The organism is Streptomyces sp. NPDC090798, from assembly GCF_044768965.1.
Classification (GTDB): domain Bacteria; phylum Actinomycetota; class Actinomycetes; order Streptomycetales; family Streptomycetaceae; genus Streptomyces.
Map to the genome: position 1 here is coordinate 165,890 of NZ_JBIVXA010000019.1, position 21,338 is coordinate 187,227.

General features: G+C 72.6%; 14 protein-coding genes, 2 tRNA genes and 1 riboswitch. Of the genes, 9 read left to right on the top strand and 7 right to left on the bottom strand.

Features of this window, described 5'->3' with window-relative positions:
- Positions 1-49: 49 nt before the first annotated feature.
- Positions 50-122 (top strand) — tRNA-Lys (locus tag ACIQTP_RS33990).
- A gap of 72 nt (positions 123-194) precedes the next feature.
- On the opposite strand, the gene ribA is transcribed toward ACIQTP_RS33990, so the two are convergent.
- Both ribA and ACIQTP_RS34000 read right to left on the bottom strand, forming a co-directional pair.
- Positions 195-821 (bottom strand): GTP cyclohydrolase II, encoded by a 627-nt coding sequence (gene ribA / locus ACIQTP_RS33995; protein WP_054230267.1) that lies wholly within the window; start codon positions 819-821, stop codon positions 195-197.
- A 234-nt stretch (positions 822-1,055) separates the two neighbouring features.
- A complete protein-coding gene (locus tag ACIQTP_RS34000; RefSeq protein WP_402051335.1) occupies positions 1,056-1,559 on the bottom strand; it encodes a MarR family winged helix-turn-helix transcriptional regulator in 504 nt (167 codons plus the stop codon).
- A gap of 73 nt (positions 1,560-1,632) precedes the next feature.
- Here ACIQTP_RS34000 and ACIQTP_RS34005 point away from each other — a divergent pair, with 73 nt between their 5' ends.
- From ACIQTP_RS34005 to ACIQTP_RS34030, 6 genes are all read left to right on the top strand, one after another.
- Positions 1,633-2,775 carry a dihydrofolate reductase family protein gene (locus ACIQTP_RS34005; protein ID WP_403407240.1) on the top strand — a complete coding sequence of 381 codons (1,143 nt, stop codon included), beginning with the start codon at positions 1,633-1,635 and terminating at the stop codon, positions 2,773-2,775.
- Positions 2,776-2,848: 73 nt separating this feature from the next.
- Positions 2,849-2,922 (top strand) — tRNA-Met (locus tag ACIQTP_RS34010).
- A 179-nt stretch (positions 2,923-3,101) separates the two neighbouring features.
- Positions 3,102-3,296: a hypothetical protein gene (locus ACIQTP_RS34015; RefSeq protein WP_403407241.1), complete on the top strand. Its 195-nt coding sequence runs from the start codon at positions 3,102-3,104 to the stop codon at positions 3,294-3,296.
- Between the two features lie 194 nt (positions 3,297-3,490).
- On the top strand, positions 3,491-4,588 hold the full coding sequence (locus ACIQTP_RS34020; protein WP_403407285.1) for a PP2C family protein-serine/threonine phosphatase: 1,098 nt from the start codon (positions 3,491-3,493) through the stop codon (positions 4,586-4,588).
- A gap of 174 nt (positions 4,589-4,762) precedes the next feature.
- Positions 4,763-4,920, top strand: a riboswitch (cyclic di-AMP (ydaO/yuaA leader).
- An 11-nt stretch (positions 4,921-4,931) separates the two neighbouring features.
- A complete protein-coding gene (locus ACIQTP_RS34025) occupies positions 4,932-5,969 on the top strand; it encodes a M23 family metallopeptidase (protein WP_382123196.1) in 1,038 nt (345 codons plus the stop codon).
- Positions 5,970-6,028: 59 nt separating this feature from the next.
- On the top strand, positions 6,029-6,973 hold the full coding sequence (locus ACIQTP_RS34030) for an aldo/keto reductase (protein ID WP_403407242.1): 945 nt from the start codon (positions 6,029-6,031) through the stop codon (positions 6,971-6,973).
- A 3-nt stretch (positions 6,974-6,976) separates the two neighbouring features.
- Here ACIQTP_RS34030 and ACIQTP_RS34035 read toward each other — a convergent pair whose 3' ends face one another.
- The 4 genes from ACIQTP_RS34035 to ACIQTP_RS34050 form a co-directional block, all read right to left on the bottom strand.
- Positions 6,977-8,371, bottom strand: a complete 1,395-nt coding sequence (locus tag ACIQTP_RS34035) for a PrsW family intramembrane metalloprotease (RefSeq protein WP_403407244.1) — start codon at positions 8,369-8,371, stop codon at positions 6,977-6,979.
- A gap of 67 nt (positions 8,372-8,438) precedes the next feature.
- Positions 8,439-9,278: a tRNA (guanosine(46)-N7)-methyltransferase TrmB gene (trmB, locus tag ACIQTP_RS34040; protein ID WP_403407246.1), complete on the bottom strand. Its 840-nt coding sequence runs from the start codon at positions 9,276-9,278 to the stop codon at positions 8,439-8,441.
- Positions 9,279-9,509: 231 nt separating this feature from the next.
- Complete coding sequence (gene lhgO, locus ACIQTP_RS34045; RefSeq protein ID WP_403407247.1) at positions 9,510-10,715, bottom strand: L-2-hydroxyglutarate oxidase; 1,206 nt, start codon at positions 10,713-10,715, stop codon at positions 9,510-9,512.
- A 191-nt stretch (positions 10,716-10,906) separates the two neighbouring features.
- Positions 10,907-12,331, bottom strand: coding sequence for an MFS transporter (locus ACIQTP_RS34050; RefSeq protein ID WP_352053434.1), 1,425 nt, complete (start codon positions 12,329-12,331; stop codon positions 10,907-10,909).
- 747 nt (positions 12,332-13,078) lie between these two features.
- On the opposite strand from ACIQTP_RS34050, the gene ACIQTP_RS34055 reads away from it, so the two are divergent.
- Both ACIQTP_RS34055 and ACIQTP_RS34060 read left to right on the top strand, forming a co-directional pair.
- On the top strand, positions 13,079-15,178 hold the full coding sequence (locus ACIQTP_RS34055; protein WP_403407249.1) for an asparagine synthase-related protein: 2,100 nt from the start codon (positions 13,079-13,081) through the stop codon (positions 15,176-15,178).
- 465 nt (positions 15,179-15,643) lie between these two features.
- Positions 15,644-19,177 (top strand): AfsR/SARP family transcriptional regulator, encoded by a 3,534-nt coding sequence (locus ACIQTP_RS34060; protein ID WP_403407251.1) that lies wholly within the window; start codon positions 15,644-15,646, stop codon positions 19,175-19,177.
- 11 nt (positions 19,178-19,188) lie between these two features.
- Here ACIQTP_RS34060 and ACIQTP_RS34065 read toward each other — a convergent pair whose 3' ends face one another.
- Entirely contained in the window at positions 19,189-21,171 is a 1,983-nt protein-coding gene (locus ACIQTP_RS34065; protein WP_403407253.1) for a sigma-70 family RNA polymerase sigma factor, read from the bottom strand.
- Positions 21,172-21,338: the final 167 nt, after the last annotated feature.

A 21,338-nucleotide genomic window follows, 5' to 3' on the forward strand; every position in this document is an offset into this window, starting at 1 on the left:
GGCTATGCTCGGGGATGCATCGGCACGGGATCGATACGGGCCGGCGTGTGGACCCTTAGCTCAATTGGCAGAGCAGTGGACTTTTAATCCATTGGTTGTGGGTTCGAGTCCCACAGGGTCTACCGAAAAGCCCCAGGTCAGGGGAAATCTGACCTGGGGCTTCGGTGTGTCCGGGGAGCGTTCCGTCCGACGGCTCAGCCCGCCGTGAGTTCCGGCAGGGGGAGTGTGTGCTGGGTCTGGAGGACCTTGGCGCGCAGGTAGCGCACGTTGTGGGCGGTGGTGAAGACGCCCGTCGGGACGCGGTGGGAGACCGTGACGCCGAGGTCGCGCAGCTGCTCGGCCTTGTCCGGGTTGTTGGAGAGCAGGTCCAGGTCGTCGATGCCGAGGGCCTGGAGCATCTGGGCCGCCGCGGTGTAGTCGCGGCCGTCCTCGGGCAGGCCGAGCGCGGCGTTGGCGGCGTAGGTGTCGAGGCCCTGGTCCTGGAGGGCGTACGCGTCCAGCTTGTTGTAGAGGCCGATGCCGCGGCCCTCCTGACGGAGGTACAGGAGCACTCCGCCGCGCTCCGCGATCTGCTCCACCGCCTCGCGCAGCTGCGGGCCGCAGTCGCAGCGGGCCGAGCCGAAGACGTCACCGGTCAGGCATTCGGAGTGGAGCCGCACCAGCGGGGTCGCGCCGGGCTTGCCGAGCACGACGGCGAGGTGTTCCTTGTCGTCGGCGAGGCCGTGGAAGGTGACCAACTCCGCGTCGACCGAGTAGCCGTCGCCGAAGCGCAGGGGCACAGTGACGCGGGTGCGCACCGTGGCGGTGGGGAAATCGCGCATGTTGTCTCTCCGGTCCAGCGGGTGTCGTGCGAGTTGTGCCGGTGGTGCTTCAGTTTTGAAGCACTGCCTCGGAGACAGACAGTACACGGTGCTTTAAAGTTCAAGCAACGGGTTTGGTCGATTCCGTGTCGTACGGCTCACGAAGAGTGGCGTCGTGTGGCTCCCGAAGAGCGTCGTCGTGCGGCTCGCGAGGAAGGTCGTCGCCGACTTACCAGGCACGCCGTCGCCACTGACCTAAGAGGAACGTCGTCGCCACGGCAGATCTTCCCCGCAGGCCCCGGGGTTCTCCCCCTGGATGCCGCGGGTGATGGCCCCGCAGATCTCCTCCAGTTGCCCCACCTGCTCCGGGGTCAGCCGGTCGAAGACCGCCGTCATGACCTGCTCCGCGTGACCCGGCGCCGCCCGCTCCAGAACGGTCATCCCCTCGTCCGTGAGCACCGCGACCTGAGTGCGCTTGTCGCTGTGGCAGCCCTCCCGGCGCACCAGACCGTCGTTCGCCAGCCGGGTGACGCCGTACGTCAGCCGGCTGCGGGTGATCTTCAGTGTCTCGGCGAGGTCGGTCATCCGCAGCCGCCGGTCCGGCGCCTCGGACAGCATGGCCAGGATGGAGTAGTAAAGGTGGGGCATGCCGGTCTCGGCCTGGAGCTGCCGGTCGATCGTGTCCTCCAGGAGCGAGGCGGCGGCGATGTACGCGCGCCAGGCGCGCTGCTCGGCGGGGGAGAGCCAGCGGGTCGTCATGCCGCCAGTCTAGGTATTGTTTAAAACTTGAACCACTAAGAGCCCCTGCGCTCGGAGCTGGAGAGTGCGCCCCATGCCCCACCCCTATGTCCTGTTGTCCGCCGCCGTCTCCCTGGACGGCTTCCTGGACGACACGGGCCCCGGGCGCCTGCTGCTCTCGGGCCCGGCCGACTTCGACCGGGTCGACGAGGTGCGGGCGTCCAGCGACGCGATCCTGATCGGCGCCGGCACCATCCGCGCGGACAACCCCCGGCTGCTGGTCAACTCCGCCGAGCGCCGGGCGGCGCGGATCGCCGCCGGCCGCCCGGAGTACCCGCTGAAGGTCACCGTCAGCGGCTCCGGCGACCTCGACCCGGACGCCCAGTTCTGGCACACGGGCGGCGAGAAGGCCGTCTATACGACGGACAAGGGCGCCGAACGCGCCATCGACGCCCTGCGCGGACTGGACGTCGACGTGGTCCCGACCGGGGCCGAGCTGGACTGGCCCTTCGTGCTCGAACACCTCCACGACGTACGCGGGGTGCGGCGGCTCATGGTCGAGGGCGGGGGGCGCGTGCACACCCAGCTGATGACCCAGGGGCTGGCGGACGAGCTGCAGCTCGCCGTCGCGCCGCTCTTCGTGGGGCAGCCGGACGCGCCACGGCTGTTCGGACCCGGGGGATATCCGCCGGGCCGGATGCGGCTGGCGGAGACACGGCCGGTCGGGGACGTCGTCCTCATCCGTTACGTCCCCACCGCACCCGGGGCGGGCGCTGTCGCCTCCGCCGCGGACCGGCACTGGCTGGGCGTCGCCTGCGAGCTGGCGGCGCTGTGCCCGCCCTCGGAGACCGCGTTCAGCGTGGGGGCGGTGGTGGTGGCGGCCGACGGCACCGAGCTGGCGCGCGGGCACTCGCGGGAGAGTGACGATCCCGTCGTGCACGCCGAGGAGGCGGCGCTCGCGAAGATCGATGCCGCGGATCCGCGGCTGCGCTCCGCCACCGTGTACAGCAGCCTGGAGCCGTGCGCGCGGCGGGCGTCCCGGCCCGCGCCCTGTGCGCGGCTGATCCTCGACGCGGGGGTACGGCGGGTGGTCACCGCGTGGCGCGAGCCCGACACGTTCGTGACGGGGGCCGACGGAAACGGTCTGCTCGTGGCCGCGGGGGCGGATGTCGTCGTACTGCCGGAGTTCGAGGAGCGGGCCGTGGCGCCCAATCGGCACCTTCTCGCGGCCGGGTAGGGGCGGCCTCGCGGGCGTCCGCGAAAAGCCTGGTGAATCGGGCCCCGCGGATGGCGTACACTAATTTCAACGACGCGGGGTGGAGCAGCTCGGTAGCTCGCTGGGCTCATAACCCAGAGGTCGCAGGTTCAAATCCTGTCCCCGCTACTGAAGGCCAAGGGCCGGAACTCGGAAACGAGTTCCGGCCCTTGGTTTTTTTCCCGTTCACCGCCCCGGCTTTCCCGCGTTCACCGCCCGGCTTTCCCGTTTGCCGTCCCGGTTTTCCCGTTCACCGTCCCGCCCCGGCTTTCCCTGCCGACCCGACGTTCTGTAGTCTTCCGCTCACTATGAGTCGTCCTCGGTGGCTGGTCCGGCGCGCGCCGGCACTCTCGCTGCTGCTCGCCGTGTGCGCGCTGTTCCTCGGGGTCTGTCACGGCGGTCATGACTTCGTGCCGGACGGCGGGACCGTCGTCGCCCCGGCCGGGCACCACCACGGGCGCGGCGGAGCGGGCGGCGGCGTCCGGTGGTCGGGCTCGGACTGACGCATCCCCCGGTCGGCCCCTCACCACTCGCCCCCCGCCCCCGTGCCGGGAAGCCTGGACGGGTGGGGCAGCAGCAAGGAGGCGCGCAGCGGGCCGAGGAGCCGTACGGCGAGCCGTACGAGGAGCCGTACGACCGCTCCGGTGGGCGGTTGCCCGAGGACCCCGTGCCCGATCCGGGGCTGGGGGACGAGCCGATGCTCCGCCCGGCCGAGCCGGACCGGAGCCGGATCTCCTTGGCGCGAAGCCTCGTCCGGGTGCTGCCCGCACTGCTCATCCTGGTCGGCGCGTTCTACGACTACTTCACCCCGATGGCCTTCACCGCGGGCCCCCTCTTCACGGCCGCGCCGCTCGTGGCCGCGCCGCTCTTCTCCCTGCGTGGCACCGTGCTCACTGGCGTCACGGCGCTCGTCGCGGTGCTCACGATCCACATCCGGCTCGGCATCGTCCTCAAGGTGGACGCGCTCACGGAGGTCGCCACCGTGGCGACCGTCGGCGTGCTGGCCGTGCTCATCAACATCCTCGTCCGCCGCACCGACGAACAACTCGCCTCGGCCCACCAGATCGCCGAGGCGGCCCAGCGTGCCGTCCTGCCGGAACCCGACCAGCGGATCGGCGGCCTCGACGTCGCGGCGCGTTACGAGGCCGCGCAGGCGGGCGCGTTCATCGGCGGCGACCTGTACGCGGTGCAGGACTCCCCGCACGGCGTACGGCTGGCGGTGGGTGACGTGCGCGGGAAGGGCATGGACGCGGTGGCCGCCGTCGCGGTGGTCATCGGGGCGTTCCGGGAGGCGGCCGAGCAGGAGGCCACGCCGGAGGCGGTCGCGCAGCGGCTGGAGCGGGCGCTGGCCCGCGAGGGCACCCGGCGCGAGGGGCTCGACGCCTTCGAGGGGTTCACCACCGCCGTCCTCGCGGAGATCACGCACGAGGGCGACCTCGTACGGATCGTCAACCGCGGCCACCCGCCGCCGCTGCTCCTGCACGCGGACGGAACGCTGGTCACGCTCGCCGCCGCGAACCCCGCACTGCCGCTCGGCATGGGCGAGTTGGGCAGCTGGCCGGACCGTGCCGAGGAGGCGGAGTTCCCGCACGGGGCCACGCTCCTCTTCCATACGGACGGACTGTCCGAGGCCCGCGACGCGCAGGGGCGCTTCTACGATCCGGCCGCGCGCCTGGCCGGACGGACCTTCCCCGGCCCCGACGCCCTGCTGGCCACGCTCGCGGAGGAGGTCCGGCGCCACACGGGCGGCGCCCTGACGGACGACATGGCGCTGCTCGCCGTGCGGCGGCCGTAGCCAACCGCCAGGTAGGCAGGTGCGGCCAACTCGCCCGATTTCCGTCGGTCGTGGGTGGTAAGTCCTGGCCAAAAGTGGTTAATGATCAGTACGAACGGCTTGGAATCCGGTACCCGCGTCTATTAACGTTCGATAACGCAGCGCGGTCGTCCCAGCCGTCACAAGAGTCGGCTCCGTGCGCACGCGCCGAATCCCGTGAGGGAACCGGGGAACCACCAACTTGGGGTGAATCGAGCGTCTTTCACGGTGGAGACACCGTGGGTTGACGCGCGTAGGAGACCTTCCTGCTCCGAACCCGTCAGCTAACCCGGTAGGCGAGAAGGAAGGAAAGGAGCACGCCCACGTGGCGTCCAACCGGCCCGCCCAGCCCACTTCGTTCCCGCCGAACGACACCCAGACATTTGGCTACGCCTACGGCAAGGACGAGGGCCCCTGGGAGGAGTGGAACCCCACCGAGGATTCCATCCGTCCCCTCCGCGGCCGGCACCGCGTCTCCAAGCAGCGTGGCGGGGGACTCGCCCGCAGCTCCACGGTCCTGGGCGTCGGCGTCATCGCCGCCGTCGGCGCGGGCGGCATGGCCACCGCGGCGCCCGGCAAGCCGCCGGTCTCCATCTCGCTGCCCGACCTCTCCTCGGTCACCGAATCGGCCAAGGCGCTGATATCCGACGGTGGTTCCAGCACGCCGAAGGGCTCCGCCACCCCGCTCACCAGCGCCGGCGTGACCAGCGCCGACGCCGCGCAGGGCAACAAGGACGCGGGCGAGGCGCTGCGCGCCCGCATCATCCAGCAGGCCGAGTCGCAGCAGGACCAGATCGACAAGGCGGCCCAGGACGCCGCCGAGTCCGCCGCCGCGAAGAAGGCGGTCGCGCTGGCCGCCAAGCAGAAGGACGACGCCGAGGCCAAGGTCGCCGCCGCGAAGAAGAAGGCGGACGAGGACGCCAAGCAGAAGGCCGAGGCCGCGCGCCTCGCCGAGCTCGCCAAGAGCTACTCGCTGCCGACCTCCTCGTACACCCTGACCTCCCGCTTCGGTGACGCCGGTTCCATGTGGTCCTCCGGGTACCACACCGGCCTCGACTTCGCGGCCCCCACCGGCACTCTGATCAAGGCCATCCACAGCGGCACGATCACGGAGGCGGGCTGGGCCGGCTCGTACGGCTACCGCACCATCCTCACCCTCGACGACGGCACGGAGCTGTGGTTCTGCCACCAGTCGTCCATCAGCGTCAGCGTGGGCCAGAAGGTGGCCACCGGCGACGTCATCGGGCGCGTGGGCGCGACCGGCAACGTGACCGGGCCGCATCTGCACCTGGAGGTTCACCCGGGCGGCGGCAGCGCGATCGACCCGATGGCGTGGCTGCAGAGCAAGGGCATCAACCCCTGATCGTTCCCAGGGGCCGTGTAGCGGAATACGGCAATCCGGTACGGCTGTTGAAATAAGGCATGACTTCTCTCCGCAAGCTCGGCTCCTCCGACCTCGAAGTTTTCCCGCTCTCCCTAGGCGGCAACGTCTTCGGCTGGACCGCCGACGAGGCGCAGTCCTTCGCCGTGCTCGACGCGTACACGGCCGGGGGCGGCAACTTCGTCGACACCGCCGACGGCTACTCCGCCTGGGTCCCCGGCCACAAGGGCGGTGAGTCGGAGACGATCATCGGCAAGTGGTTCGCCGCGCGCGGCAACCGCTCCGACGTCGTCCTCGCCACCAAGGTCAGTACCCACCCCGAGTACAAGGGCCTGTCCGCGGCGAACATCAGGGCCGCCGCCGACGCCTCGCTGCGCCGCCTCGGCACGGACTACATCGACCTCTACTACACCCACTTCGACGACACCTCGGTGCCGGTCGAGGAGATCATCGGCGCGCTGGACGAACTGGTCCGGGCCGGCAAGGTCCGGGAGATCGCCGCCTCCAACATCTCCGCCGAGCGGCTCACGGAGTCCGTGGAGTTCTCCGACCGCGAGGGCCTCGCGCGGTACGTCGCCCTCCAGCCCCACTACAACCTCGTCTCGCGCGACACCTACGAGGGCCCGCTCCAGGAGGTCGCCTCCCGGACCGGCCTGGCCGCCGTCCCGTACTTCGCGCTCGCGTCCGGCTTCCTCACCGGCAAGTACCGCCCGGGCACGACGGTCGACTCCGCGCGGGCCGAGGGCGCGGGCAAGCACCTCGACACCGAGCGCGGCATCCGCGTCCTGGCCGCCCTCGACGAGGTCGCCGGGGCCCATGACGCCGAGGTCGCCACGGTCGCCCTCGCGTGGCTCGCCGCCCGGCCGACGGTCGCGGCGCCCATCGCCTCCGCGCGGACGGTCGAGCAGCTGCCGGCCCTGCTGGCGGTCGCGGACCTGACCCTGACGGACGCGGAGGTGGCCAGGCTGACGGAAGCGTCCGCCTGAGGCCTACGACCGGTAGGGGTTGTACGCGGGGTAGGGCGTCGCCGGGGCGGGATACGGCGTCGTCGCACCGGCGGAGTACGGGGACGCGGCGGGGTTCGCCTGGCCGGGCACCGACGGGTAGCCGTACCCGGGCCACGGCGGCGGTACCTGCGGCGGCACCGTTACGGCCGGGGCCGCCCTGTGCGCCGCGTACGCGAGGGAGGGGCGGGCGACCTCCCGTCGACGCCACAGCTCGTGCAGCAACTCCCGCTCCCGTACGACGAAGTCGGCGTTGGCGCGGCCACTGCGCCCCCGGTGGCGCAGAAACGCCAGCGAGGTCGCGTACGCCTCGTACTGCGCGACCGAGCGCGCCGCCGTCCTGCCGAAGTGGTGGGCGGCGTAATCGCGGGCCAGCCGCCGCGCCCGCATCGAGCCGAGCACGTACGGCTCGGGCGGGGTGAGCCACCCGGCCGCCGCGTACGCCGGAAGTTCGGTCCGTACGGTCTTCAGCTCCCGCTGCCGCGTCCAGATGACGAGGAAGGTGAGCAGACCGAACGCGGGCACCATGAACGCCCCGTACACCGCGTAGAAGCCGTACTCCCCGAAGTTCGACGAGCCGTTCCACATGGAGTGCATGCCCATGGCGAGCAGCAGTCCGGTCAGGGGCAGCAGGACGCGGCGCACATGCTGGCGCTCGGCGGACAGTGCCGCGACGCCGAAGCCGATGCCGGTGAGCACGGTGAACAGGGGGTGCGCGAAGGGCGACATCACGACGCGGACGAAGAAGGTCGCGGCGGTGACGGAGGCCAGGCCGTGGTCGCCGTTGAGCTGGTCCGTGCCGAAGGCGGTGCCGAGATAGAGGATGTTCTCGGTGAAGGCGAAGCCGGTGGCGGTGACTCCGGCTATGACGACCCCGTCGACGATCCCCGTGAAGTCCCGGCGGCGGAAGAGGAAGACCAGGAGCACGGCGGCGGCCTTCGCGGACTCCTCCACGATCGGCGCTATGACGGTCGCGCCGAGGGTGTCGGCGCTGGTCGGGTCAGCGGTGGCGGTCGCTATCCATCTGGTCGCGAAACTGTTGGCGACGATCGCTATCAGCGCCGCCGCGCAGGCGCCCCACGCGAAGGCGAAGAGCAGGTTGCGCCAGGGGCCGGGCTCCACCCGGTCCAGCCAGCGGAACGCGGCGACGAGCAGCGGCACGGGCAGCACGGCGAGGCCGAGCCCGACCAGGAAGCCCTCGGTGCCGGTCTGTTGGCGGACCAGCGCCAGGATGACGAGGCCGGAGAGCGCGAGCAGGGTGATCAGCGCGCCGTAACGCACCCACTTCCGCTGCCACCAGTGCGCGTGCCGCAGCGCACCGTCGGCCGGCCCACCGGTGGGACCGCCGGGATACGTCGGGTACGGGGGAAAGGTGGCCACGGCATTGACCCTAACGAGGGAGGGGCGCTGCCCGCGACGGCGCCTGCCGGTGTTCGTCCGCGGGTCTTCAGTCGCCGGATGTGTCCTGGTCTTGGTGCTGTACGCGCCGGAACAGGAGGTCGTTCACCACATGACCCTTCTCCAGTCCCTGACCCTCGAAACGGGTCAGCGGCCGGAAGTCCGGACGAGGCGCGTAACCGCCGTCCGGCCGGGTGTTCTCGAAGTCCGGGTGAGCGCTCAGCACTTCCAGCATCTGCTCGGCGTACGGCTCCCAGTCGGTCGCGCAGTGCACGAGGGCGCCGGGCCTGAGGCGGGTCGCGGCGAGGCTGAGGAACTCCGGCTGGATCAGCCGGCGCTTGTGGTGCCGCTTCTTGGGCCAGGGATCGGGAAAGTACACGCGCAGCCCGCTCAGGGAATCTGGCGTGAGCATCTCCCTGAGCAGAATGATCGCGTCACCGTTGGCGACCCGGACATTGGTGAGCCCGTTCTGGTCCGCGAGATTGAGCAGGTTGCCCTGACCCGGCGTGTGCACGTCGACGGCCAGGATCCCCGTCTTCGGGTCCTCCGCCGCCATCCGCGCGGTGGCCTCGCCCATCCCGAACCCGATCTCCAGCACGACGGGCCGCTCGCCCCCGAACAACTCGGCGAGATCGATCACCCGCTGCCCGTCGATATCGAGCCCCCACTTGGGCCACAGCCGCTGCAAGGCGTCCGCCTGGCCCGTGGTGACCCGGCTGCGCCGCGGCTGGAAACTCCGGATGCGCCGCTCGAAGTGCGATCCGGCGGGGTCGGCCTTCGGACCATCGGGGAACCGGGGTTCCCCCTTGGCACGGGCATGCCGATAGGGCTCACCTCCGGCGACGGAGCTGGACCGGGGCTCTTCGGGGGAGTCAATGGAGTCAGACACAGTGAAGCCGATTTTACGGCGCCCCCGAGAACACTCTCCCGCCCTCCTCCTCGAACGTCGGACGGGCTGAAAGATGTGCGCCGGCGCCTTGAGGGGCGCGGGGAACCGCGCGACCAGCCCCCACTCGCGCGCGGACAAGGAACAAACCCGGGGGGCTGGGGGCGGAGCCCCCGGGTTCGGGAGGGGACGGGTAGGGGCGGCGGGGGCGGGAAACTCAGACCGGTCACCCCGTCACGCCCCCGCCAGCACCCCGAGCGCCCTGCGCGCGATCTCCCGCCCGATAGGGAGCGAAGCCGTGGCGGCGGGCGACGGTGCGTTCAGCACGTGCACGGTCCGCGGGCCCTCCTCGATGAGGAAGTCGTCCGCCAGGGTGCCGTCCCTCAGGACGGCCTGGGCCCGGACACCGGCCGAGGCCGGGATCAGGTCGTCCGGCGTCACCGCCGGCAGCAGCCGCCGCACGGCCCCGGTGAACGCCGCCTTGGACACCGACCGCCGCAGCTCCCCCGCCCCGTACCGCCAGTGCCGCCGCGCCATCCGCCAGGAACCGGGCCACGCCACGGCCACGCCCACCTCACGGGGCCGGACGACCCCCCACCCGTACCCCTCCCGGGCGAGCGCGGGCACCGCGTTGGGCCCGATGTGGACGTCTCCGTCGATCCCCCGGGTGAGGTGCACGCCGAGGAAGGGGAAGGCGGGGTCGGGGACCGGGTAGACCAGGCCGTGGACCAGCTCGGGACGCGCCAGGGAGTAGTACTCGCCGCGGAAGGGGATGATCCGCATGCCGGGTTCGTCCCCGGCCAGGCGCGCGATCTCGTCGCAGTGCAGCCCGGCGCAGTTGACCAGCACCCGTCCCCGCACGACCGCCCCGTCCGCCGTGCGGACGGCGACACCGAGCGCGGGCCGGCGGTCGATGCGGACGACCTGCGCCCCGTACCGGATCTCCGCCCCGGAGGACTCGGCGAGCTGCCGGGCCACGGCGACGAAGTCGCACACCCCCGTCGTGCCGACGTGGATCGCGGCGAGGCCGCGCACCTGTGGCTCGTACTCCGCTATTTGGGTGGGGCCCAGCTCCCGCACCGGAATCCCGTTCTCCCGGCCGCGCTGCACGAGCCCGTGCAGACGGGGCAGCTCCGCCTTCTCCGTGGCGACGATCAGCTTTCCGGTGACGGCGTGCGCGATGTCGTACTCCGCGCAGAACTTCACCATCTCGGCGGCGCCCCGCACGGCGTACCGCGCCTTCAGCGAGCCGGGCCGGTAGTAGATCCCGCTGTGGATCACCCCGCTGTTGCGCCCCGTCTGATGACGGGCGGGGCCCCGCTCCTTCTCCAGCACCGTCACCCGCGTGCCCGGCGCGGCGCGCGTGATCGCATACGCCGTCGCCAGGCCGACGATCCCGCCGCCGATCACCAGCACATCGCAGTCGTAAGCGACCCGCACCTGTTCCACCTCCCGGCTTCAAGAGTGCACTGCGCCACTGACAACGCCTTCAAACCCAGGAAGTGGGCCGCGCCCCCGAAGGGGCGCGGGGCTGCGTCATTGTGCGGCTCCGCCGCGTGGGGCGCGACCGGCCCCGGACAACCCGCGGCCCCAAGACCACGACAACCCGGCGGACGCGAAGGCACCCGCACCTAGGCCGGGGCCATCAGCAGCGGCCGTGCCCGCTCCCTCAGCTCCACCACACGCGGTTCGTCGCCATAGGGCTCCAGACGGTGCAGAAGGTCCTTCACGTACTCCGTCGTGCGCGCGGAGGAAATCCGCCCGGCGACCTCCACCGCCCGTACGCCCTGCTCGCATGCCGCGTCGAGATTGCCCGACTCGAGCTCGGCGACCGCCGACACCACCAGTCGCAGACCGTGGGAGCGTACGAACTCCTCCGTCGGCTTCGACAGTGCCTGCTCGGTGAAGCGGCGGACCTGGCGCGGCGCCTTCAGGTCGCGGTAGCACTCGGCCGCGTCGGCCGCGAAACGGTCGTACGAGTAGAAGCCGAGCCAGCTCGGGTCGTGGTCGCCGTCCCGGGCCCGCTCCAGCCAGCCCTCCGCGGACTTCAGGGCCCCGCCGGCCGCCTGGGCGTCACCCGCGCGCGCGTGGGCGCGTGCCTCGACGAGGCGGAAGAAGCTCATGGTGCGGGCGGTGGCGAGTCCCCGGTTGCGCTCCAGGGCGGCCTGGGCGAGGTCGACGCCCTCGTCGCCGAAGCCGCGGTAGGTCGCCTGGAGGGACATGGAGGCCAGTACGTAGCCGCCCAGCGGGACGTCGGCGGCGGCTCGGGCCAGGCGCAGGGCCTGGATGTAGTAGCGCTGGGCGGCCTCCTGCTGGCCCGTGTCGAAGGCCATCCAGCCCGCCAGGCGGGTCAGCTCGGCACTCGCCCCGAAGAGGGCTCTGCCCACTTCGTCGGAGTAGGCGCCGAGCAGCAGCGGCGCCGCCTCGACCCGCAGACATTCCGGCACCATCGACGAACGCCAGTCGCCACCTCCGTACTTGGAGTCCCAGCGCCTGGCGTCCTCTGCTGCCTCGCGGAGCTTCTGCACATCGCTGTGGCCGACTTTCAGTGGTGCTCCGGAGCCCTCGGAAGGGTTCACGTCCCGCGCCACCGAACTGTCGGCCGGGGTTATCAGCCACCGTGAGGCGGGAGTCGCGTAAGCGCTCACTGCGAAGGATCCCGCCAGGGACTGCCAGATGCCGCCGCTGCCGGCCCGGCGGCCGGCCAGGTCGAGGCGGTACAGCTCGGTGGCCGACCGCACCGCCTGCCCGACGTCACGGGGGAAGGCGAGGCCCACTTCGGGCGCGGGATCCGCGTCCGCCAGACCGATCTCGTGGAGCGGCACCGGGCGGCCGAGCTTCTGGCCGATGGCGGCCGCGATGAGATGCGGCGCCGCACCCTGCGGCACCATTCCCTTCGACACCCAGCGCGCCACCGACGTCTTGTCGTAGCGAAGAGTCAACCCGCGTTGAGCGCCAAGATCGTTGACGCGCCGCGCGAGTCCTGCGTTGCTGATTCCCGCGAGGGCGAGAACGGCGCCGAGTTTTTCGTTCGGCCCGCGTTGCTCCCTGGACATGCGCCACCCCTCGACACAGACGGCTGCCGCGCTGGCATAACCATGCGGCATTCGTAAACCCAGCGTAGTTCGCCGCATCCCAAGCGTTAAGGGGCGTTGTTCCGGATGGCGGGATTGTGGTCCGTACGGAAGTACGGACGGTTGCATCGTGCTCCCGCTGTGTGGCTGTGCGCCCGTCCGTGCGCTCTTCTCCGGCCACCGGGGGAGCGCTTCCATGGACCGTGCGTGGGTCGGCCCGCTGTACTGGATCCAGTGGGCTGGGGGACACCGCCGCCTACATCCCCGCGGGCGGCGGACCGGTCCGGGAGGCGAACTCCGCCTCCCGGACTGTGCGTTGCCGGAGCGGTGCGCAGGGCCTGTACGGAGCGTGTGCGCGGCTGTCCGCCCGCAGCCGATTTGGCCGAAAATCGACGGTGGCCTTTGCGGGCAAATAGCGCTCCTACCACGTCACTTGAGGGCGCATGAGGTGCTTTCGGGGAGCGTATCGGGGGCGCATTCGCGTCGCCGATCCACCCCCGCCCACTCGTCGTTCCCAGTGAATCTCTCGTGATCGCCTTGCCTCGGGCGGGTGTTCGCATCTGCTTCGGATCGGCTTTGCAGCGGCCTCCCAACGGCGCGAACGTATTCGCGGGGGCGCATTCCAGGGGGCGCAAGCCGCCGCAGGGGCCCTCCCGTACGCGGTCTTCGTGGCAGCATGGAGCCGAGTTCGTACGGTGCACTGGTTGTCCACAGCCTGTGGAGGCGTCGATGCGGTGGTTGGTGGGGTGGAGCAGTACCGCCGCCAGAGCGCCCGAGATCGGCAGGGCGGGCGCGACCGGAAGCGACGGCGAGACCGTGCACCCGGTGGGTTCCCAACTCCTGTGGGGCGACCCCGATCCGCTCTGGGCGGTCGGCGACTGGCGCCCCGACGAGGTCCGCGTCATCAAGGCCGACGCGCAGAACCGGATCGCCGTCCTCGGCACCTGCGGAGCGAGCGACGAGGAACTCAAGGTCGGCCTCTTCGCCGCGCGCGGCGGGGCACTGCGCCACCTCACCGCCTGGTCCGGCAGCTACACCGCCGTCGTCCAGGTCGGCCGCCGCACCACCGTCGCGGGCGACCTCGCGGGCGCGCGGCCCGTCTTCCACACCCCCTGGGCGGGCGGTACGGCCTACGCGACCGCCGCCCTGCCGCTGGCCGACCTCATCGAGGCCAACCTCGACTTCGGGCACCTGGCGGCCCTGCTCGCCGCCCCCGACGTACCGGCCGCGGTCCACGACTCGACCCCGTACGACGGCGTACGACGCATTCCGCCGGGGCACGCGCTGATCATGCGCGCGGGTGCCCGCGAGGTCGCCGGCTACGAGCCCGTCGCCTCCCTCGCCGTCGCCGCGCCCACCGCGGACCCCGACAGCGCGGTGGACGGCGTCCGGGACGCCCTCGTGGAGGCCGTACGCGCGCGCCTCGCCGCTCCCCGGCACGTACCCGGGACCGACATCGACCCCGGGCCCGTACCCGGGATGGGGCCCGCGGAGCGGCGCGCGGCGCGCGGGATGCCCGTGCCGGGAATCGGGGCCGACCTCTCCGGAGGGCCCGCCTCCGGGACGCTGGCCCTGCTCGCGGCGGGGCTGCCGGGAGCGCCCGGCACCGTCCTCGGGCACGGCACGGGCGCCGGTGAGCGGCTCCTCGCCGTCACCTTCAACGACCTTGCCGTCCGCGGACGGGAGGCCGAGGTGGAGCGGGCCGGGACGCTCGCCGCGAATCCCCGGCTGCACCACGTGGTCGTCGCCGGCGGCGAAGAGACGCTTCCGTACGCCGACCTGGACGGGCCGCTGACGGATGAGCCGGGGCCGTCGCTGGTGACGGCCGCACGACACCGTGCGCGGCTGTCCTCCGGCAGCGCGGACCACTTCACGGGATACGGGGCCCGGCAGGTCCTGGACGCGCACCCCGCGCGCCTGGCCGACCTGCTGATGGACCGCAAGAGACGCCATCTGGTCCGGCCCGTCGCCGCGTTGGCGAAGGCGGACGGGTCCGTCATGGTTCCCGCGCGCGTGTACGGGGCCGCGCGCAAGCTCGCCCGTACGCCGTACCGGACCGGCGTCGACGTTCTCGCCGACCGGCTGCTGCACCGGCGCTTCGACGAACCGGGAGGCGCGGTGGGTGCGTCACTCGCTGCGCTCACCTGGGCCAGGCCTGGTCCCGCGGCGCGTTGGCTGACCGGTGAGGCGCTGGCTGAAGTATCGGTTCGCCTACAAGGAGCCGCAGGTCGGACGGGGGCGGTCGGTCCCGGGCAGCGGCCCGGTGACTTCCGCGCCCGGGCGGCGCTCGCGCGCCACGCCGCCGATCTTCGCGTCCTGGAGCAGGCCGCCGAGATCCGCTTCCAGCGGCTGCACGCGCCGTTCCTGGACAACCAGGTCGTCCGCGCGTGCCGTGAGTTGCCGGAGGCGCTGCGGGTGCAGCCCGGGGCACGCGCGGCGATCCTCCGGACCGTTCTGGAGGGCGCCGGGGTGGCCGATCTGCCGCCCGGCTGGGGCGCGCCGTCGCACGCGTCCTCGGCGGCGGCCGCGCGGACGGGGTTGCGGGTGGCCGCGGATTCCCTGATCGCCTTGTTCGACACTCCTCTGCTGGCGCAGGCGGGGCTCGTCGAGGCACGGGTCGTCCGCAAGGCCCTGCGGGCGGCCGCGGCGGGGGAGCCGCTGCCGCTGGACGGGCTGGCGGATCTTGTCTCCCTGGAACTGTGGCTGCGCCGCCTGCTGGCCCGCCGCGGCACCTGCTGGACGGGCACACCCGCCCGCCAACGGGCCGTACCCGCGGGGATCGTGCCGCAGGGGCGGGCGTTGGGGGCGGGGGCCGGGGGGCGGGGCTAGCGGTACAGGTGGATTGTCGTCGGGTCGGGGCCGTGCCGGTACGTCGAGCCCGTCGCCGCCGGATCAGACCTGCCCTACAGGGAGCCGCGTCCAGCCCCGAACGTAAGCGACGGGCTTACGACGCACCGCCACGGCCCCTTCGGCGCGCGACCGCCTGCGGGCCGGTACCCCGTCCACCGTGAGCCGTTCGTCTGCGGGGTCGGTGGGGGTTGTTCGCGCAGTTCCTCGCGCCCCTAAAAGCCTTGGGGTGTCCGGCGTTTGAAGGGGCGGCCCACTCGCCCAGGCGTGCATGTTTCAGCCTGTCCGGCGTTCGAGGACGAGGCCGTTCAGGCCGATCGGGGGGCTGGGGGCGGAGCCCCCAGGTTGAGGACGGGACGGGTAGGGGCGGCGGGGGCGAAGAACCTGGGCTCAGGCCCGCCGGGGAAAGCCTCGGCCCCGCGCACGGGGCGAGGTGAGAATGGGCGGGTGCGGTACAGAATCCTGGGGGTCGCCCAGGCGGAGGATGATCAGGGGGCCCCGGTCGCGCTGGGCGGCCCCCGGGTACGCGCCTTGCTCACGGCGCTCGCCCGACGAACGGACCGCACGACCACCCCCCAGACCCTGATCGACGAGGTATGGGCGGACGACCCCCCACTGGACGCCCCGGCGGCGTTGCAGGCCCTGGTCGGCCGCCTGCGCCGGGCGATCGGCAAGGACGCGGTCGCCTCGGAGACGGGCGGCTACCGGTTGCGGGCCGCCAAGGACGACGTCGACCTGTTCGTCTTCGAACGGCGGGTACGAGAGGGCAGGGCCGCCCTCGATCGCGGCGACGCGTCCACCGCCGCCCGCACCCTGCGCGACGCCCTCGCCCTGTGGCACGGCCCGGCTCTCGCAGACCTCCCCGACCGAGACGCCGCCACCCGCCCGGACGCGCTCCGCCTGGAGGCCACGCGCGCCCGCATCGAGGCGGACCTGCGACTGGGCCGCGCCCCCGATGTCGTACCGGAGTTGAAGGAGCTGACAACCGCCCACCCGTACGACGAGGCCCTGCACGCCCTGCTCATCCGCGCCCTGCGCGACGCGGGCCGGGGAGCGGACGCGCTCGCCGCGTACGAAGGGGTGCGCCGCGCCCTCCAGGAGGGCCTGGGTGCGGATCCCGGCGGGGAACTGCGGAGGCTGCACGCGGAGTTGCTCGCCCCGGCGGAAGCGGGCGGGCAGGCAGCCGCCCCCGTAAGCGCCGACAATCGCGTACGGCGGGAAGGGGACGTGGCGGAGGCGCCCACCCGTAGTGGCCGCCGCGTCGACACCGGCTCCTTCGAAGAGCGACCGGCTCCGGATCCGAGCGAGGACGGACACCTCCGACCCGGCGACCCCCGCCTCGACCCCGAACGCACCGGCAACCTCCGCCCCCGTCTGAACTCCTTCGTCGGCCGGGAACCCGAACTCGACGCGATCCGTTCGGATGTGCAGAGGGCACGCCTGGTCACGCTGACCGGACCGGGCGGTTCGGGAAAGACCCGCCTCGCCGAGGAAGCCGCCGCCGGGCTCCCGCAGGCGTGGCTGGTCGAGCTGGCCCCGCTCGACCGGCCCGAGGCGGTCCCGGGCGCGGTGGTCAGCGCCCTCGGTCTGCGCGAGACCGTGCTGATGACCCACGAGATGGCGATGGTCGGCCAGGACGACCCGCTCGGCCTGCTTGTCGAGTACTGCGCCCCGCGCAGCCAGCTCCTGATCCTTGACAACTGCGAGCACGTCATCGGCGCGGCCGCCGAACTCGCCGAGACCCTGCTCACCCGCTGTCCGGGGCTCACCATCCTCGCCACCAGCCGTGAACCCCTCGGCGTCCCCGGCGAGTTGGTGCGCCCGGTCGAGCCCCTGCCGCCCGACCCCGCGCGCCGGCTCTTCATGGAGCGCGCGGCGGCCGTACGTCCCGACGCCGACGCCGCGCTCCACGACTTCGATGCGGTGGACGAGATCTGCAGGCGGCTCGACGGCCTGCCCCTGGCCATCGAGCTGGCCGCCGCGCGCCTGCGGCTGCTGGCACCCCGCCAGATCGCCGACCGGCTCGACGACCGCTTCCGGCTGCTCACCTCCGGAAGCCGCACGGTGCTGCCCCGCCAGCAGACCCTGCGCGCGGTCGTCGACTGGTCCTGGGACCTGCTCGACGAACGGGAGCGGGCCGTGCTGTGCGAGGCGTCCGTCTTCGCGGGCGGCTGGGACCTCACGGCCGCCGAAGCCGTCTGTACGGGTTCCCTCACCGGTCCGGTCGCCGATGGCGTGGCCGGTGTCGTCGGGGCGCTCGTCGACAAGTCGCTGATCGTCGCGACCCCGTTCACCGCCCCTTACGACGAGGACAGCGGCAGTGGCGGCATGCGGTACCGCATGCTGGAGACAATCCACGAGTACGCCACCGAGCGCGCCGCCGAAGTCCCCGAGCTGCGCGCCGCGGCCGAGCGGCGCCACCGCGCGTGGGCGCGGGACCTCGTCGAGGAGGCCGAGCCACTGCTGCGCTCCGCCGCGCAGCTGCCCTGGATCCACCGCTTGGAGACCGAGCTCGACAACATCCGGGCGGCCCTGCACCGCGCGATCGCCGCCGGCGCGGAGGAGGACGCCGGCGCGATCGTCCTCGCCATGGGCTGGTTCTGGTGGCTGCGCAACTTCCGCCGCGAAGGCGGGGAATGGACGGACCGCCTGCTGCGGCTGGGCGTGGCGCTCGACGCGAGGGGCGTCGTGTCCGAGGCGAACCGGTCGCACGGCGGGGAGGGTGGCGACGGTGGCGACGGGTGCGAGGGCCGCGACGGTGGCGACCTCTTCGCCGACCTGGACCGTTTCGACCCGCTGGCCGCCTTCCTCGACGCCCCGGACCACGAGGAGTCCCATCCGCTGCACGGCATGCGGATGCGGGCGCGCATGCTGCACCTGTTCATGCTCGTGGAGACCGATCCGTTGGACGCGGGGGCGTATCCGTGGATACCGGAGTACATCCTGCGGGTGCGGGACTTCTTCGAGAAGGGCGGCCCGCACGCGGCGACCATGCCGGGCATCGTCTGGCCGTTGACCGCCTTCTTCCTGAGCGGTTGGCACGACGTGCGTCCGTCGATGGACACGGCGCTCGCCAACTGCCGTGTGTACGGCGGGGAGTGGGAGATCGGCGTCACCCTGATGTTCCGTACGCACATGGTCGTCGACGCCCCGGGCGGCATGCCGGGCGTGGACGACGACCTCGCGGAGCTGCGGGTGCTCAGCCGGCGGGTGGGCGACCGCTGGGTGCGCGCCCAGGTGTGCAGCGCCGCGGGGGAGACGGCCATGGCGCGCGGTTTCTACGACGAGGCCAAGGGTGAGTACGAGGAGGCACTGCGGCTGGCCTTCGAGGTCGGCGCGTACGCCGAGACACCCTTCCTCATGGCGCGGCTGGCCGAGCTCGCCTACCGCGCGGGCGAGCGCTCGCAGGCGCTGACCGCCCTGGACGAGGCGAACGCCGCGGCCGAGCGGTACAGCGTGACGGACTCCCGCGCCTTCGTCCGCCTGCTCCGCGCCCAGCTGGCCCTGGACGACGGCGAGGTCGCCTTCGCGCGCGAACAGTGGGAGCAGGCGTGCGAGATGACCGTCCGCGGCACCCCGCCGCCACAGTTCATGGCGGCGCTGAACTGGGTCGAGGCGCTCGTGACGGCCGCCGAGTCCGGCCCGGAGCCCGGCCTGCGCAAGATGGTCGACGCGTTGGCCGCGGCGGTGACGGGACGGTGCGCCGACGTGGTGACGGCGAGCTTCGTCGAGAGCACGGCGGGCCTGCTGGCCGAGCTCGGCGACCATCCTCGAGCGGCCCGTCTGCTCGCCGCCGGTACTTCCTGGCGCGGCGGTCACCCCCGTCCCACCCAGGAACGCACCGGCGCCGAGCGCACGGAGACCGCCGCGCGTGCCGCTCTCGGTCCCGTCCGCCATGAGTCCGAGCGGACGACGGGGGCGGCCTTCACCCAGGCCGACGCCCTGCGGGAGCTCGCGGAGGCGCTGAAGGACTACGAGTAAGGACTACGACCTCACTGGCACTGGAACGTGGATTCCGCCCAGTCCGCCAGGGCCACCGCGTCGAATCTCGTGTGCGGTTCGACGGCCAGCCGAATCGTTGTGCGGCCGGTGAGGTTCACATGCACGGGGATCGCGGGGTCGCCGCCCTTGACCGGTGGCGACTGCCACAGGCGCGCTCCGTCGGCGTACACGGAGAAGCTCACCTGGCCGAGGCCCAGCGTCAGGTCGTCCACGCCGACCAGCGCGTCGTACGCCGAGCAGCCGCGGTTGAGGTCGATGGTGACCGAGGACTCGCCGTGCACGGTCACGCCGTGGGTGTACTGCTGACCCGCGATCGACACCCCCCACCGCTGCCACACCCAGCTGCTCTCGCCGAGTCGCATCTCGGGCCTGGTGTGGTCGCCGGTGACGCCGTACTTCAACTCGTTCCACTGGTAGACGACCGGTGCGGGAGGCGGCGGCGGGGTGGGTGCGGGCGTCGGAGCGGGGGGCGGCGTGGGGGTGGGCCTCGGCTGCGCCCGCGTCGGGGTGGGGGACGGCTCGGTCGTGGGCTTCGGGGTGGTCCGGGGAGTGGGAGTCGGGGTCGGGCTGGGCGTCGGCGCGAGGGCCACCACCGGGGGCTGTGGCGCGGGCTTCCTCGACGGACTCGGCGTCGGCGTCGGCTGCGGCTGCGGCGCTTCGACCACCGGCGAGGCGGCCGGCGCCTTGGCCTCGGGCTGCTTGACCGGGCTGGCGTTGCCGACGAGGGTGAGTGCCACCGCCGCCGCGGCCACCGCGACGACTCCCGCCGCGATACCGGCCTTGACCGGCGCGCCGAGCCCCTCCGAGGCGGCCGCGCCGCCCCCGGCCCCCGCCCCGCCCGAGCCGCCGCCCGCCGCCGCGGCGCCCGCCGCCCCGGCCGCGCCCGCCCCGGCGCCCCCGGCGATGAGCGCGACGGCCTTCGCGTACCCGGCGGCCCCGAACCAACCGATGACCGCGACCGGCACGACCGCGGGGATCCCGCCGGCGACTTCCTTGATCTGGCCCGCGGCCAGCCGGCACTTGGCGCACCCCTCCAGGTGCTTGCGCAGTCCGCGCTCGGCCCGGGTGCGCAGGCCGCCGCGGGCGTAGGCGCCGAGCCGGTCGGCGTAGCGCGCGCACTCCTCGTCCATGGTGAGCGTGGTGCTGACGTGTGCCTGGAGGTAGGCCTGCTTGAGGCCCTCGCGGGCGCGGCTGGCCAGGACGCGGGTGCCGTTGGCGTCGAGCCCGAAAAGCGTGGCGACCGCGCTCGGGGACTCGTCCTCGACCTCCGTGTGCCACAGCACGGCCTGCCACCGCTCCGGCAGCGACCGGAACGCCTGCATGGCCATCGACTGCTCGGCCTCGTGCATCGCCCGTACGTCGGCGCCCAGGTCCAGCGTGTCGTCGTCGGACACCTCGGACGTGCGGGAGGACTGCGCGGCGAACGCCGCGAAGTCGTCGACCAGTTGCTCCCGTTTCGCGGACTTCGTCCAGCTCGCGGCGACGCGGCGGACCGTGGTCAGCAGATACGCGCGTACGGCGTGCTCGGGGCCGTGGCCGCGGCGGACCGCCTGGAGCATGCGGGCGAACACCTCGGCGGTGAGGTCGTCCGCGGTGTGCGCGTCCCGGCAGCAGGTGCGGGCGTAGCGACGGACGGCTTCGGCGTGACGGCGGTACAACTCCTCGTACGCCGTGTCGTCGCCCGCGCGCATCCGCCCGATCAGATCGGCGTCGGAGGGCGGCAGCCCGATCGGGGGCGGCATGACGTTCCCGCCGTCACGCCGGTCGAACCGGTCGCGCTGTGCCGGAACGCTGCGGTCCCTCGGAACGCCCGAAGCGCCCGAAGTATCCGAAGCGTCTGAAGCGCCCGGCGTGCCCGAGGGTTCCGAGGTGATGCCCGACGGACCGCCCTGGCTCGGTACCTGCCGTGAGGGCGACCCGCCGGCCTCCGCGCCACCGTCACCGAGTGACTCGTCCCGACCGTCAACGCTCATCGCGGAAAGCCCCCGCCTGCACACTCGGACCCGAATACCGGGACAGAGTGCCACACGCTTCAGGGGCGGGACCCCACCGCACGGACCAACCACTCGTCCGTGGGGACTTGCCACACGACAGCACTAGCGGTCACTCGTTTGGGGAATAGTCAATAAACGCTCCCCAT

Excerpts from the sequence above, each read along its gene's own strand:
- ACIQTP_RS34020 (WP_403407285.1), top strand. The coding sequence starts at position 3,491 with ATGCTCCGCCCGGCCGAGCCGGACCGGAGCCGGATCTCCTTGGCGCGA.
- ACIQTP_RS34015 (WP_403407241.1), top strand. The coding sequence starts at position 3,102 with ATGAGTCGTCCTCGGTGGCTGGTCCGGCGCGCGCCGGCACTCTCGCTG.
- ribA (WP_054230267.1), bottom strand. The coding sequence starts at position 821 with ATGCGCGATTTCCCCACCGCCACGGTGCGCACCCGCGTCACTGTGCCC.
- ACIQTP_RS34055 (WP_403407249.1), top strand. The coding sequence starts at position 13,079 with ATGCGGTGGTTGGTGGGGTGGAGCAGTACCGCCGCCAGAGCGCCCGAG.
- ACIQTP_RS34050 (WP_352053434.1), bottom strand. The coding sequence starts at position 12,331 with ATGTCCAGGGAGCAACGCGGGCCGAACGAAAAACTCGGCGCCGTTCTC.
- ACIQTP_RS34065 (WP_403407253.1), bottom strand. The coding sequence starts at position 21,171 with ATGAGCGTTGACGGTCGGGACGAGTCACTCGGTGACGGTGGCGCGGAG.
- ACIQTP_RS34005 (WP_403407240.1), top strand. The coding sequence starts at position 1,633 with ATGCCCCACCCCTATGTCCTGTTGTCCGCCGCCGTCTCCCTGGACGGC.
- ACIQTP_RS34030 (WP_403407242.1), top strand. The coding sequence starts at position 6,029 with ATGACTTCTCTCCGCAAGCTCGGCTCCTCCGACCTCGAAGTTTTCCCG.
- ACIQTP_RS34000 (WP_402051335.1), bottom strand. The coding sequence starts at position 1,559 with ATGACGACCCGCTGGCTCTCCCCCGCCGAGCAGCGCGCCTGGCGCGCG.